16 protein-coding genes and 1 tRNA gene are annotated in these 12537 nt (G+C 72.5%); 12 read left to right on the top strand and 5 right to left on the bottom strand.

Going from position 1 to position 12537, the window contains the following annotated elements:
* The first annotated feature begins 44 nt into the window (after positions 1-44).
* From rph to JOF54_RS06050, 5 genes are all read left to right on the top strand, one after another.
* Positions 45-776 (top strand): ribonuclease PH, encoded by a 732-nt coding sequence (gene rph / locus JOF54_RS06070; RefSeq protein WP_210053890.1) that lies wholly within the window; start codon positions 45-47, stop codon positions 774-776.
* On the top strand, positions 769-1440 hold the full coding sequence (gene rdgB, locus JOF54_RS06065) for an RdgB/HAM1 family non-canonical purine NTP pyrophosphatase (RefSeq protein WP_245357990.1): 672 nt from the start codon (positions 769-771) through the stop codon (positions 1438-1440). The genes rph and rdgB overlap by 8 nt, the downstream gene beginning before the upstream one ends.
* Positions 1437-2258: a thymidylate synthase gene (locus JOF54_RS06060; RefSeq protein WP_210053888.1), complete on the top strand. Its 822-nt coding sequence runs from the start codon at positions 1437-1439 to the stop codon at positions 2256-2258. Before rdgB ends, JOF54_RS06060 begins: the two co-directional genes overlap by 4 nt.
* A gap of 1 nt (position 2259) precedes the next feature.
* Positions 2260-2757: a dihydrofolate reductase gene (locus tag JOF54_RS06055; protein ID WP_307803877.1), complete on the top strand. Its 498-nt coding sequence runs from the start codon at positions 2260-2262 to the stop codon at positions 2755-2757.
* A 12-nt stretch (positions 2758-2769) separates the two neighbouring features.
* Positions 2770-2852: transfer RNA gene (locus JOF54_RS06050), tRNA-Leu, on the top strand.
* 24 nt (positions 2853-2876) lie between these two features.
* Here JOF54_RS06050 and bcp read toward each other — a convergent pair.
* Positions 2877-3356 carry a thioredoxin-dependent thiol peroxidase gene (bcp, locus tag JOF54_RS06045; RefSeq protein ID WP_210053887.1) on the bottom strand — a complete coding sequence of 160 codons (480 nt, stop codon included), beginning with the start codon at positions 3354-3356 and terminating at the stop codon, positions 2877-2879.
* A 151-nt stretch (positions 3357-3507) separates the two neighbouring features.
* Between bcp and JOF54_RS06040 the strand changes: the two genes are divergently transcribed.
* From JOF54_RS06040 to JOF54_RS06015, 6 genes are all read left to right on the top strand, one after another.
* Entirely contained in the window at positions 3508-3813 is a 306-nt protein-coding gene (locus JOF54_RS06040; protein ID WP_210053886.1) for a DUF3618 domain-containing protein, read from the top strand.
* A gap of 49 nt (positions 3814-3862) precedes the next feature.
* Positions 3863-4159 (top strand): GroES family chaperonin, encoded by a 297-nt coding sequence (locus JOF54_RS06035; protein ID WP_210059384.1) that lies wholly within the window; start codon positions 3863-3865, stop codon positions 4157-4159.
* A gap of 183 nt (positions 4160-4342) precedes the next feature.
* The gene (locus JOF54_RS06030) at positions 4343-5656 is read left to right on the top strand and encodes an ABC transporter substrate-binding protein (RefSeq protein ID WP_210053885.1); all 1314 of its coding nucleotides are present in this window, start codon (positions 4343-4345) and stop codon (positions 5654-5656) included.
* Between the two features lie 80 nt (positions 5657-5736).
* Positions 5737-6807: a carbohydrate ABC transporter permease gene (locus JOF54_RS06025; protein ID WP_210053884.1), complete on the top strand. Its 1071-nt coding sequence runs from the start codon at positions 5737-5739 to the stop codon at positions 6805-6807.
* Positions 6807-7730 carry a carbohydrate ABC transporter permease gene (locus JOF54_RS06020; protein ID WP_372443474.1) on the top strand — a complete coding sequence of 308 codons (924 nt, stop codon included), beginning with the start codon at positions 6807-6809 and terminating at the stop codon, positions 7728-7730. Before JOF54_RS06025 ends, JOF54_RS06020 begins: the two co-directional genes overlap by 1 nt.
* Before the next feature lie 81 nt (positions 7731-7811).
* Positions 7812-8429, top strand: coding sequence for a class I SAM-dependent methyltransferase (locus tag JOF54_RS06015; RefSeq protein WP_210053883.1), 618 nt, complete (start codon positions 7812-7814; stop codon positions 8427-8429).
* On the opposite strand, the gene JOF54_RS06010 is transcribed toward JOF54_RS06015, so the two are convergent.
* The 4 genes from JOF54_RS06010 to JOF54_RS05995 are packed head-to-tail and all read right to left on the bottom strand — an operon-like array spanning position 8426 to position 11423.
* The gene (locus JOF54_RS06010; protein WP_210053882.1) at positions 8426-9091 is read right to left on the bottom strand and encodes a DedA family protein; all 666 of its coding nucleotides are present in this window, start codon (positions 9089-9091) and stop codon (positions 8426-8428) included. The two genes, JOF54_RS06015 and JOF54_RS06010, sit on opposite strands and share 4 nt — an antisense overlap.
* Positions 9092-9151: 60 nt before the next feature.
* Positions 9152-10204 (bottom strand): GNAT family N-acetyltransferase, encoded by a 1053-nt coding sequence (locus tag JOF54_RS06005; RefSeq protein WP_210053881.1) that lies wholly within the window; start codon positions 10202-10204, stop codon positions 9152-9154.
* A 33-nt stretch (positions 10205-10237) separates the two neighbouring features.
* Positions 10238-10537, bottom strand: a complete 300-nt coding sequence (locus tag JOF54_RS06000) for a hypothetical protein (RefSeq protein ID WP_307803875.1) — start codon at positions 10535-10537, stop codon at positions 10238-10240.
* A 43-nt stretch (positions 10538-10580) separates the two neighbouring features.
* On the bottom strand, positions 10581-11423 hold the full coding sequence (locus JOF54_RS05995; protein ID WP_210053880.1) for an NAD-dependent epimerase/dehydratase family protein: 843 nt from the start codon (positions 11421-11423) through the stop codon (positions 10581-10583).
* Between the two features lie 222 nt (positions 11424-11645).
* On the opposite strand from JOF54_RS05995, the gene JOF54_RS05990 reads away from it, so the two are divergent.
* On the top strand, positions 11646-12521 hold the full coding sequence (locus JOF54_RS05990; RefSeq protein WP_210053879.1) for a hypothetical protein: 876 nt from the start codon (positions 11646-11648) through the stop codon (positions 12519-12521).
* The last annotated feature ends 16 nt before the right edge of the window (positions 12522-12537 follow it).

The raw sequence follows: 12537 nt of genomic DNA, 5'->3' as shown, positions 1-12537 counted from the left end.
GTCGCCGCGCGGAAGTGTCGGCGGGGGCAAATAGAGTGCAGCGCATGACCTCACGAGCCGACGGACGCGACCTCGACCAGCTCCGGGAGGTGCGCTTCACCCGCAACTGGCTCAGCCAGGCCGAGGGGTCGGTGCTCGTGGAGTACGGCCAGACCCGGGTGCTCGTCGCGGCCAGCGTCACCGAGGGCGTGCCGCGCTGGCGCAAGGGCTCGGGGCTCGGCTGGGTGACGAGCGAGTACGCGATGCTGCCGCGGGCGACGAACACCCGCAACGACCGCGAGTCGGTCAAGGGCCGCATCGGCGGCCGCACCCACGAGATCAGCCGGCTGATCGGCCGCAGCCTGCGCGCCGTCATCGACTACAAGGCCCTGGGCGAGAACACCATCGTCCTCGACTGCGACGTCCTGCAGGCCGACGGCGGCACCCGGACGGCCTCCATCACCGGCGCCTACGTGGCCCTGGCCGACGCCGTCGCCTGGCTGCGCGGGCGCGACGCCCTGGCCGGGGAGCCGCTCGTCGACAGCGTCGCCGCGGTTTCGGTCGGCGTCGTCGGCGGGACGCCGATGCTCGACCTCTGCTACACCGAGGACTCCGCGGCCGACACCGACATGAACATCGTGATGAGCGGGGCCGGCACCTTCATCGAGGTGCAGGGCACCGCCGAGGGCGCCCCCTTCGACCGCGGCGTCCTCGACGAGCTGCTCGACCTCGGCACCGCCGGCTGCGCCGAGCTGGCCCGGCTCCAGCGCGCCGCCCTCGAGGCGAGCGTTGCCTAGCCCCGGGCCCGTCGCGCCCCCCGAGCCCGTCGAGGGGCGGGTGGTGCTGGCCACCAACAACGCGAAGAAGCTCACCGAGCTGCGCCGGATCGTCGCCGCGGCGGCCCCGGCCGTCGAGGTGCTCGCCCTGGCCGACGTCGCGCGGTACCCGGAGCCGGCCGAGACCGAGCAGACCTTCGAGGGCAACGCCCTGCTCAAGGCCCGGGCCTGCGTAGCGGCGACGGGCCTGCCGGCCGTCGCCGACGACTCCGGGCTGGCCGTCGACCGGCTCAACGGCATGCCCGGCGTCCGCTCGGCCCGGTGGTCCGGCGCCGAAGCCACGGACGCGAGCAACAACGCCCTGCTGCTGCGCCAGCTGTTCGACCTCGAGGGGCCGGAGCAGCGCAGCGGCCAGTTCGTCTGCGCCATGGCCCTGGTGCTGCCCGACGGGACCGAGCACGTCCGCACCGGGGTCATGCCCGGCCACCTGACCACCGCGCCGGCCGGCGAGCACGGCTTCGGCTACGACCCGCTGTTCGTGGCCCAGGGCCACGACCGCACGACGGCCCAGCTGGACCCGGCCGCGAAGGACGCCATCAGCCACCGCGGCCAAGCCATCCGGGCCCTCGTGCCCGTGCTGATCGACGAGCTGCGGCGGACCGCCGCACAGGAGGAGGTGCGGTGAAGACCTACCTGGACCTGGTCCGGCACGTGCTGGACACCGGGGTGCCCAAGGGGGACCGGACGGGCACCGGCACGCTCAGCACCTTCGGGTACCAGATGCGCTTCGACCTCGCCGCCGGCTTCCCGCTGGTGACGACGAAGAAGATCCACGTCCGGTCGGTGGTCGCCGAGCTGCTGTGGTTCGTCTCGGGCTCGACGAACATCGGCTGGCTGCACGAGCAGGGCGTGACGATCTGGGACGAGTGGGCCGACGCGGACGGCGAGCTGGGCCCGGTCTACGGGTCCCAGTGGCGCTCCTGGCCCACCCCCGACGGCCGGCACGTCGACCAGCTGGCCGCCGTCGTCGCGTCGCTGCGGTCCAACCCGGACTCGCGCCGGCACGTCGTGAGCGCCTGGAACGTGGCCGAGGTCGACCAGATGGCGCTGCCGCCCTGCCACACCCTCTTCCAGTTCTACGTCGCGCCGCCGCCGGCCGACGTGCCGGGCGCCCGGGGCCGGCTGTCGTGCCAGCTCTACCAGCGCTCGGCCGACGTCTTCCTCGGCGTGCCGTTCAACATCGCCTCGTACGCGCTGCTCACCCACCTCGTGGCCCAGGTCTGCGACCTCGACGTCGGCGAGCTGGTGCACACCCTGGGCGACGCGCACCTCTACGTGAACCACCTCGACCAGGCCCGCCGGCAGCTGGAGCGCGAGCCGCGACCGCTGCCGCGGCTGGTGCTCGACCCCGGGGTCGACAGCATCGACGGGTTCACGATGGCCGACGTCGTCGTCGAGGGCTACGACCCGCACCCGGGCATCAGAGCCCCGATCGCGGTCTGAGGTGGCCGGCGCGCAGGTGGTGGCCGTCGTCGCGGTCGCCCGCAACGGGGTGATCGGGTCCGGTCCGGACATCCCCTGGCACGTGCCGGGGGACCAGGCCCGCTTCAAGCGGCTGACACTGGGCCACCCGCTGGTGATGGGCCGGCTCACCTACGACGCCATCGGGCGTCCGCTGCCCGGGCGCACCACCCTCGTGGTCAGCCGCGACCCGGCCTTCGGCCCCGACGGCGTCGAGGTGCACCGCGACGTCGACGCCGCGCTCGACCGCGCGCTGGCCCTCGACGACGACCTCGTCGTGGTGGCCGGCGGCGGCCAGGTCTACCGCGCCGCCTGGGAGCGGCTGGACGCCCTCGAGGTCACCGAGGTGGACGCCGAGCCGGCGGGGGACGTCTTCTTCCCGGCGGTGGACCCGGCGGACTGGGTCGAGACGGCGCGGGAGCCGCACGAGGGGCACGCCTTCGTCCGCTACGAGCGCCGCCGGCCCGACGACGCGGGGTAGGCTGCCGCCCGCGCCGGAGTGGTGGAACTGGCAGACACGCAGGATTTAGGTTCCTGTGCTCCATGAGCGTGAGGGTTCGAGTCCCTTCTCCGGCACCCGCACCCCCGCGAGGTCAGGCGTCAGAGGCCGAGCTCGCGCCGCAGCTTGGCCACGTGGCCGGCGGCCCGCACGTTGTACTGCGCCACCGCGACGGTGCCGGCGCCCTTGCGGTCGACGTCCACCACGAAGGTCGAGCGGATGACGCCCTCCACGAGCTTGCCGTAGAGCAGCTTCTCGCCGTAGGCGCCGTACGCGCCCAGGGTCGCGCGGTCGGGGTCCGACAGCAGCGGGAAGGCCACCGACTGCTGGTCGCGGAACTCCGCGAGCCGGGCGGGGGCGTCGGGGGAGATGCCGAGGACGTGCAGGCCGGCCGCGCTCAGGTCGTCCATGGCGGCGGTGAAGTCGACGGCCTGGGTGGTGCAGCCCGGCGTCATCGCGGCCGGGTAGAAGTAGACGATGACCCGCTGGCCGGCGAAGTCGGACAGCGAGACCTCCTTGCCGTCGGCGTCGGGGAGGGTGAAGTCCGGGGCGGTGTCGCCAGCCGACAGTCGGGTCGTCATGGGCTCGACCTTAGCGGGGGTCCGCCCCGGTCAGGAACGCGAGGCCCGGCCCCGCCGCGGGCCGTGCGACGGCTCCCCCCGACCTGCAATACGCTGGCCCCTGACCCGGCGCCCGCCGGGCTCGTGACCGCACCTCCGAGGGGATCCTCACGTGGCCAGCAGCCGACCGGACCGGGACGCCGACCAGATCCAAGCCGACCTGGGGGCCACCCGCGACCGTCTGGCGGCCGCCGTCGAGGCGCTCATCGACCAGGTCCACCCGCAGCGGGTCAAGCAGCGCCAGGTCGAGGGCGCGAAGCGCTTCCTGCACACCGAGATCGAGAAGGCCAAGTCGCTCGTCTTCAACGCCCGCGGTGACCTGCGCACCGAGCGCGTCGGCATCGTCGGCGGGGCCGTGGCCGGAGCCGTCACCCTGCTCGTCGTGCTGCGCGGCGTCGTCCGCCGCCGTCGCGGCTGAGCCGTTGCCGAGCCCGGAGACGCCGGCGGCGGAGCCGCTGCCCCTGCGGATGCTGCACGACCGGGTCCTGGTGTCGACCGACGCCGAGGCCGGTGAGCGGCGCAGCGGGGGCGGCATCCTGATCCCGGCGACGGTGGCCATCGGCCGCCGGCTCACCTGGGGCCAGGTGGTCGCCGCGGGCAGCTCGGTCCGCGTCGTCAAGGTGGGGGACCGGGTCCTGTTCGACCCCGAGGACCGCGCCGAGGTCGAGGTGCGCGGCCGGGACTACGTGCTGCTGCGCGAGCGCGACCTGCACGCCGTCGCCGAGGAGCGCCGTCCCGACGGCCAGACCGGGCTCTACCTCTGAAACCCCTGCGGACCTCTGCGACCGCGTGACCGCACCGGTGGCGGGAAAGCGTTACCCCGTCCTACTGATCGGTAACAAATCGTGACCGGGGTCGGGGGAGTCGTGGTTTTGTGACGGAGATCATCTAGCCTGGCGCAGTGCACCAACGGATGGGTGCCATCTCGACAACGAAGTGAGGCCTGTATGACTTCCGCTCGTCCCGCGCGGCGCGTCCTGATCGCCGCTGCATCACTCACCGCACTGCTCGCCGCCGCCGCCTGCGGTGGCAGCGGCGAGACCCCCGCCGCCGGCGGTTCGTCCGCGCCGGCCGTGGACCTCACCAAGAAGGGCCCGATCGAGTACTGGCAGGGCAAGGACACCTCCGGCAACGTGAAGAACATCATCGCGGCCTGGAACAAGGACCACCCTGACGAGCAGGTCACCCTGCGCGAGCTGCCCGACAACGCCGACCAGCAGCGCCAGCAGATGATCCAGAACACCCAGATCAAGGACACCAAGATGGCTGTCCTGAGCGTGGACAACGTCTGGACCGCCGAGTTCGCCGCCAACGGGTACATCGTCCCGCTGCCGGCCGACCAGTTCCCGACCGACGACTTCGTGCCCGCGACGGTCAACTCCGGCACGTACTTCAACAAGCTGTACGCCTACCCGACGTCCTCCGACGGCGGCCTGCTGTACTACCGCAAGGACCTGCTCGACAAGTACGACCTGCAGCCGCCGACCACCTTCGACGAGATGAAGGCCGCCTGCAAGACGATCAAGGACGGCGAGGGCGACGCCAAGCTCAACTGCTTCGCCGGCCAGTACCAGAAGTACGAGGGCCTGACGGTGAACTTCGCCGAGGCCGTCAACAGCGCCGGCGGCGTCATCGTCGGCGAGGACGGCAAGGCGAACGTCAACACCCCCGAGGCCAAGGCCGGGCTCGACGCGCTGAGCGGCATGTTCGCCGACGGCACGATCCCCAAGGGTGCGATCACCTGGCAGGAGGAGCAGGGCCGTCAGGCGTTCCAGGACGGCGAGCTGATCTTCCACCGCAACTGGCCCTACGTGTACGCGCTGGCGCAGAAGACCGACGGCTCGTCCAAGGTCGCCGGCAAGTTCGACGTCGCCGCCCTGCCGGGCATCAGCGGCCCGGGCGTGTCCAGCCTCGGCGGGCACAACTTCGGCATCGCGGCCAACGCCGAGAACAAGGGCACCGCGGCCGACTTCATCAAGTACTTCGGCTCGGCCGAGGTCCAGAAGTCGAACGCTCTCGCCACGTCGGCGGCCCCGACCCGCTCGGCGCTCTACAGCGACCCGGACATGGTCAAGAAGTACCCCTACATGCCCATCCTGCTGAAGTCGATCGAGACCGCGCAGCCGCGGCCGAAGGCCGTCAAGTACGGTGACGTCACGCTGGCCATCCAGGACGCCGCGTACGGCACCCTGCAGGGGCAGCAGACGTCCGACGCCGCTCTCTCCGGCCTGCAGACCAAGCTCGAGGGCCTGATCCAGTAAGACGCAGTGGTTCCCGACGGATCCCGGTGCCGCCCAGCGGCACCGGGATCCGGCGCCTTTCGCAAGGGGAGGTAGGCAGCATGGCAACCGCAACCGCGGAAGCACCCGTCCGTCCGCCGTCAGCCGACGGACGCAAGCGGAAGAAGAACGCGCTCAGCGACGGGCAGGGCCGGCTGGCCTGGATCCTGCTGGCGCCGACGCTGCTGGTCATCATCGTCGTCGCGGGCATCCCCGTGCTGATGTCGATCCGCGAGTCCTTCTTCCAGACCAACTCCGGGGTCGACCCCACGACCGGCCTGGTGGCCGGCGGGGAGCGCTTCTCCGGGCTCGAGAACTTCACGGCCATCTTCAGCGGGCAGGACACCGTCAGCGGTTCCTACGGCCAGCTGGGCCGCTTCATCAACGCGTTCCTCAACACCACCTTCATCACGGTGGTGGCGGTGCTGGCGGAGACGGTCCTCGGCGTCGCGATGGCGCTGATCATGGCCAAGGCCTTCCGGGGCCGCGGCATCGTCCGCGCCGGCATCCTCGTCCCGTGGGCGATCCCGACCATCGTGTCGGCGCTCATGTGGAAGCTGATCTTCGACGAGGCCGGTGTCATGAACCGGATCCTGGGGTCGCAGATCCTCTGGCTCGCCGACGGCGCGTCGTCCTTCTGGGCCGTCATCATCGCCGACGTCTGGAAGACCGCCCCGTTCATCGGCCTGCTGACCCTGGCCGGGCTGCAGACCATCCCGGCCGAGGTCTACGAGGCCGCCAAGGTCGACGGGGCCACGGCCTGGCAGCAGTTCACCCGGATCACCCTGCCGATGGTGCGGCCGACCCTGGTGGTGGCCGTGCTGTTCCGCACGCTCGACACGCTCCGGATGTTCGACCTGCCCTACGGCATGATCGGGCCGGGCAAGTACCGGGTGGAGACGCTGTCGATCTTCGCCTACCTGGAGGCCAACGCCGGCCGGTACGGGCCCGCCGCGGCCTACGCCATCGTGCTGTTCATCTACGTCCTGCTCATCGCCTTCCTCTTCGTGAAGATCCTGGGCGCGGACGTCATCGGTGACAGCGCGCCGAAGAAGGCCAAGAAGAAGCGCGGCGACCGCGACGCCACCACCGGCGCCGTCCCCGCGCTGCAGCAGATGGGGGGGAACCACTGATGGCCACCGCTGTCGGCACCACGCAGCAGACCTCCTCGGACCAGGTCGCCGCCCTCTCGCACCCCAAGCGCAGCCGCAAGGCCCGCTTCGGGGTCGTGGCCAGCTACATCGGCATGGGCCTGATCGTGCTCTACTGCGTGCTGCCCTTCTACTGGATGATCGTCTCGTCGCTGCGGATCCCCACCGAGGGCCGCAGCACCGAGTTCATCCCCAGCCCGGTCTCGGTCGAGAACTACAGCGGCGTGTTCGCCGGCGGGAACAACTTCGGCCGGTCGCTGGTCAACTCCCTGATCGTCTCGGGGACGACGACGGTGCTCACCCTCGTGTTCGGCATCGTGGCTGCCTACGCGCTGGCCCGGCTGCAGTTCCGGGGCAAGGCCGCCGTGCTCTGGGTGATCATGGCCTGCTCGATGTTCCCGCTGATCATCCTGATCCCGCCGCTGCTCAAGATGTTCTCCTCCACGGAGCCGTTCACCTGGTTCCCGTACTGGGTGAACACCTACCAGTCGGTGATCATCCCGGGCCTCAGCTTCGGCCTGCCGCTGGCCGTGTGGAACCTCACGGCGTTCTTCAAGCAGCTGCCGGTCGAGCTGGAGCAGGCGGCCATGGTCGACGGCTGCACGCCGGGCGTCGCCTTCCGCAAGGTGATCCTGCCGCTCGCGGCACCGGGTGTGTTCACCACGGCGATCATCGTGTTCATCGGGGCCTGGAACGAGTTCCTCCTGGCCCTGACTTTCCTGCCCGACCCGAGCAAGCAGACCGCCACCGTGGCGATCAGCAAGTTCACCGGCGTCACCGGCTTCGACACCCCGTACGGCACGATCATGGCCGCCGGTGTGATCGTGACGGTGCCGCTGCTCATCGCGGTGCTGATCTTCCAGCGCCGCATCGTCGCCGGCCTCACGGCAGGTGGCGTCAAGTAGCCCCGGTCGCACCCCGACCAGCAGCCTGGCGCCGACGCGGACCCCCGCGTCGGCGCCAGTGCTGCGTCCGGGGGCGGACCGGTGAGCGCGGCACCGCCCGGCGGCTACTGGAACCACAACACCCACCACCACGGCTGGCTGCTGTCGGAGCTGCCCGCCCGCGTGGGGACCGCCGTGGACGTCGGCTGCGGGGACGGGCTGCTGCTGGAGCGGCTGGCGCCGCGCTGCGCCGAGGTCGTCGGCCTGGAGCCCGACCCGGCGACGGCCGAGCGCGCCCGCGCCCGGGCCCGGACGGCAGGGCTCGGCCACGTCCGGGTCGAGACGACCGGGCTGCTGGAGTGGCCGGCGGCGGACGGCTCCGTCGACGTCGTCTGCGCCGTCGCGAGCCTGCACCACCTCGACCTGGTCGCCGCGCTGGAGCGGGTCCGGCGGCTGCTGCGGCCGGGCGGCCTGCTCGTCGTGGTCGGGCTCGCCCGTGAGCAGGGCTGGGCCGACCACGTCGCCGGCGCCCTGGACCTGGTGGGAGCCCGGCTGCTGGAGGCCCGGCACGGCGGCGCCCGCGACCCGGGCGTGCCCGTGCGCGACGTCGCGCTCAGCCGCGCGGAGACCCGCGACGCCTTCCGGGCGGTCCTCCCGGGGGTGCGGCTGCGCCGCCGGGCGCTGTGGCGGTACGGCGCGGTCTGGCGGCGTCCGGTCTAGGAGCGCTCGACCGGGTGGGCGCCGCTGCGCTCGGGGTCGGGGTCGGGGCCCTCCTCGCCGACGGGCGTCGGCAGCGGCTGGGAGGCGCTGCGCGCGGTCCGGCGGTCCTGGTTCCAGCTCCAGAGCCGGTGCAGCTGGGTGACGAGGAGGCCGACCGAGACGGCGAAGGCGATCGCGACGACCATGGCCCAGACCGGGTGGTTGGCGATCCGGCCCCCGATGGAGCCGAGGGTGGCGTAGATGCCGGCCCACAGGGCGCAGGCGACGGTGTCGAAGAGCAGGAACTTCCGCACCGGGAACCGGGACAGCCCCAGCGCGACGATGACGGGGGTGCGGCCGCCGGGGATCAGCCGGCCGGTGACGACGGCGTTGAAGGCGTTGCGGGTGAGCGCGTCCTGGGCGGCGGTGACCCGGGTGCCGAAGCGGTGCCGGGCCAGCCAGGCCTGCAGCCGGCGTCGGCCCCAGCGGGCCTCGAGCAGCATGAGGGTGTCGCCGAGCACCGAGCAGATCCAGGTGATGAGGAAGATCAGGACGACGTTGAGCTCGGAGTGCGCCGCGTAGGCGGCGGCGCCGCTGACCATCTCCCCGGTCGGCACGAAGGGCACCGCGGAGCCGACCAGGACCGAGACCGCCAGCAGCAGGTGCGCCTTGAGCCCGTTCACGCCCTCACGGTACGCGTCGCCGCCGCCGCGACGGGTGAGGACCGGCCGTCGGGAGCGGGCTCAGCGCCCGGTCTCCACGTAGCGGTGCCAGGACTCCGTGCGGTAGCCGGTGCGCCAGCCCAGCGACAGGTAGAGGCCGTCGGCGCCGGTCTCGGAGTCGGCGTCGACCTCCAGGCCCACCCGGTTGCGGTCCCGGCGGGCGGCGTCGGCGATGACCGTGTGCAGCAGCGCCTTCGCGACCCCGCGGCCCCGGGCCCGGCGGTGCACGCCGATGTAGTCGACGTAGCTGCCGTAGCGGCCCCCGGCGTCGGGCGGCAGCACCGAGCTGATGAGGGCGCCGCCGACCTGCTCGGTGCCGTCGACGTCGACGAGGGCGATCCACCAGTGGTCCCAGCGGTGCCAGGGGTCCTCCTGCAGCCGCACGACGAACTCGGCGAAGCCCTCGCGGTAGGAGTTGAAGTGGTCGGCGAACGACTCCTCCAGCACCTGGTGCACCAGGTGCAGGTCCTCGGCCACCGGCAGCCCGTTGTCGTGCGCGCGGACGCGGCGGACCGTGACGCCCGGTCGCGCACCCGGCAGGGCGTCCGGCGCGGCCTCGGACGGGTCGACGGGCCGGCTCATCTGCAGCCAGGTGCGCACGCAGGCGTAGCCGGCCTCGGCCAGCCAGCCGCGCTGGCGGGCGTCGTCGGCCCGGCTGCCGGAGTCGAGCTGGGTCGAGGGCACCCGCCGCAGCGCGGCGACCACCCGGCCGGCCGCCTCGGCCCAGCGGAAGAGCGCGGCGGCGATCCGGTCGGCGTGCTCGGCGCCGGGCAGCACCATCACCTCGACCTCGGTCCGGCCGGCGGCCCGGTCGTGCACGACGGCCCACGCGACGGCGGCCCGGTCGGGGTCGGTGACCAGCAGCTGGCGCCGCGTCCAGGACGCCGGGCCGACGACGACGGCCTCGACGGTCGAGGTGTCGGCGGGCGCGGTCCCGGCGGGGGCGCCGTCCGGGGCGCGCCGGGTGGCCTCGCGCAGCAGGGTGAGGGTGGCGACGTCGGCGTCCCCGGGCGGACGGGCGGTCCAACCCGGGGGCAGGGCGTCCGCGTCCAGGGGGACGCCGAGAGTGCTCATCGGGACAGTCTCGCAGCCGGCTCGGGTAGGGACTCAGCCCGTCCAGCCGAGGAAGGCCTCCCCGGCGCTCAGCGCCCCGACCCAGACGAGGACCGCCACGACGGGCAGCGGCAGCACCCACCACGGGCGCCGGCGGAACCAGACCACCCCCAGCACCAGCAGGGCCAGCCAGGCCCCGACCAGCACGACGACGGCCCAGCCCGGCGCCAGCAGGCCCGCGCTGACGAAGAACGGCGCCAGCGCGAGCAGCACCAGCAGGGCGACGCCGGCGAGCACGTGACGGGTCGTCAGGGAGCGGTGCACGGAGCGCGGCCGCGGGACGGGGCTGTCCACGCCGCCAGTGTGGCAGCGGGCGGCCCCGTCCGCAGCCGGCGCGTCAGTCCCGCCAGCTGTGGCTGGGCTTCCAGCCGAACAGCTCGCGCATCCGGCTGCAGTCGAAGGCCGAGCGCGGGTCCTCGTAGTCGTCGGCGAACCGGTCGTAGCCGTCGTAGTGCTCGGCCATCAGCTCGCGCAGGCCGCGCTTCGCCCGGGTGTCGGCGGCGGCGATGAGGCAGACCTCGTGCCCGCTCGTCGTGCCCTCCAGGGCGGCGAGGTAGGCCGTGCCGACGTCGCGGGCGTCGATGTAGCTCCAGAAGTTGCCCCGGCTGATGCTCGGGTCCTCCCACTCGGCGGCGAAGCGGTCGTAGGTGTCCGGCGGGATGACGTTGTTGATCCGCAGGCCCACCCAGGCGGTGTCCGGGTAGCGGACGGCGAGGGAGTCCGCGATCACCTCGCTGAGGTACTTGCTGAGCGCGTAGGCGTTGGGGGAGGGGCGGCGCTCGGACTCGTCGAACGGGATCCGGTCCGGGACGGTGCCCTCGGTGAGCAGCCCGGTGGCCATCTCGCTGGAGGCGTAGACAAAGCGCCGCACGCCCGCGTCCCCGGCCGCCTGCATGAGGTGGTAGGCGCTGAGGGTGTTGTTGGTGAAGACGTCGACCTGCGCCTGGCCGCTGGGCGCCGGGTTGGCCGCGAGGTGGCAGATCCCCTCGGGGCGGAACTGGAACAGGGCGTCGTAGACCTTGCCGGCGTCGGTCAGGTCCACGCGGCAGAACTCCGCGGGCAGGTCCAGCTCGGGGCGGTCGACGACGTCGAGGTTGACGACGTCGTGGCCGGCCCCCGCGAGCGAGCGGACGACCCACTGCCCGGCCTTGCCGGTTCCTCCGGTGACGACGACACGCATGCAGGGCTCCTCGGGGTTCTCGGGCGGTGGTGCCCGTCGCACGGTAGCCGAGGGGGCGGGGGTCCTCGTCGGCGGTCCGCCCGCGGATGTCCGCCGAACGTGCGCTGCAGTTGGGTAACGGTCTCGAGCGCGTGCCGCGGCTCGTCCTCAGCCTTCCTAGGGTCATCCGGTGTCCTTCCCCGAGACCCCCGACCGCTGCCCCCGCCGGCCAGGGGGTGTCCGATGACCAAGCGATTCGTGTCCCCACCCAACTGGCCGGCATCACCCGCTGGCTGGCGTCCTCCTGCTGGCTGGCGGCCTGACCCACGCTGGGGTCCGGCTCCGCGTGGGTGGCAGTTCTGGCAGGAAGAGCAACGGTCGACGACATGGTTCGGCCGTCACCGGTTTCTGACCGTTCTGCTGGCAGCGCCGCTGGCACTGTTGGTGGCCCTGTTCTCGATCGGGGTCCTGGTCGGTGGACCGACCGCGGGTTCGGCGGGTGCTGCCCAACCTCCGGCAACGCGTCCCGTCAACGCCGTGGACGCGGCGGGGGCGGCGGAGACCCCTGCGGTAAGTCAGGACGAGGCGGCACAGGTTGCCGAGGCGGAGGCCGCGCGGGCTGAGGCGGAACGAGCGGAAGCCGCACGGGCGAAGGCTGAGGCGGAGAAGGTGAGAGCCGCCGAGGAGAAGGCCGCAGCGAAGGCGAAGGCGAAGGCGAAGGCGAAGGCGGAGGCGGAGGCGAAGGCGGAGGCCAAGGCGAAGGCGGAGGCCAAGGCGAAGGCAGAGGCCAAGGCGAAAGCCAAGGCGAAGGCCAAGGCAGCGAAGATCAGGGCCGCCGAGGAGCGGGCTGCTGAGGAGGCCGCCGAGCAGCAGGCGCTACGAGAGCAAGAGGCTGAGGCGCAGGCGCTGCGTGAGGAGGAGGCCGAGGACGAGGCCGTCGGGGACGAGAGCGGTGGCTGCACGGATGGATACTCGCCCTGTCTTCCGCCTGCATCGGACTACGACTGCTCGGGTGGGAGCGGCAACGGACCGGAGTATGTCGAGGGGACCGTTCAGGTCAGCGGAGCGGACCCTTACGACCTGGACCGGGATGGTGACGGGGTCGGCTGCGACTCCTAGCGACCCCGTGCTCGGG

This window comes from Microlunatus capsulatus (assembly GCF_017876495.1).
Classification (GTDB): domain Bacteria; phylum Actinomycetota; class Actinomycetes; order Propionibacteriales; family Propionibacteriaceae; genus Microlunatus; species Microlunatus capsulatus.
Note: the sequence above shows the minus strand (reverse complement) of the source record. Positions and strands in the feature narration are given on the sequence as shown.

Excerpts from the sequence above, each read along its gene's own strand:
- rph (WP_210053890.1), top strand. The coding sequence starts at position 45 with ATGACCTCACGAGCCGACGGACGCGACCTCGACCAGCTCCGGGAGGTG.
- bcp (WP_210053887.1), bottom strand. The coding sequence starts at position 3,356 with ATGACGACCCGACTGTCGGCTGGCGACACCGCCCCGGACTTCACCCTC.
- JOF54_RS06035 (WP_210059384.1), top strand. The coding sequence starts at position 3,863 with ATGCTGCACGACCGGGTCCTGGTGTCGACCGACGCCGAGGCCGGTGAG.
- JOF54_RS06030 (WP_210053885.1), top strand. The coding sequence starts at position 4,343 with ATGACTTCCGCTCGTCCCGCGCGGCGCGTCCTGATCGCCGCTGCATCA.
- JOF54_RS06025 (WP_210053884.1), top strand. The coding sequence starts at position 5,737 with ATGGCAACCGCAACCGCGGAAGCACCCGTCCGTCCGCCGTCAGCCGAC.
- JOF54_RS06020 (WP_372443474.1), top strand. The coding sequence starts at position 6,807 with ATGGCCACCGCTGTCGGCACCACGCAGCAGACCTCCTCGGACCAGGTC.
- JOF54_RS06005 (WP_210053881.1), bottom strand. The coding sequence starts at position 10,204 with ATGAGCACTCTCGGCGTCCCCCTGGACGCGGACGCCCTGCCCCCGGGT.
- JOF54_RS05995 (WP_210053880.1), bottom strand. The coding sequence starts at position 11,423 with ATGCGTGTCGTCGTCACCGGAGGAACCGGCAAGGCCGGGCAGTGGGTC.
- JOF54_RS05990 (WP_210053879.1), top strand. The coding sequence starts at position 11,646 with ATGACCAAGCGATTCGTGTCCCCACCCAACTGGCCGGCATCACCCGCT.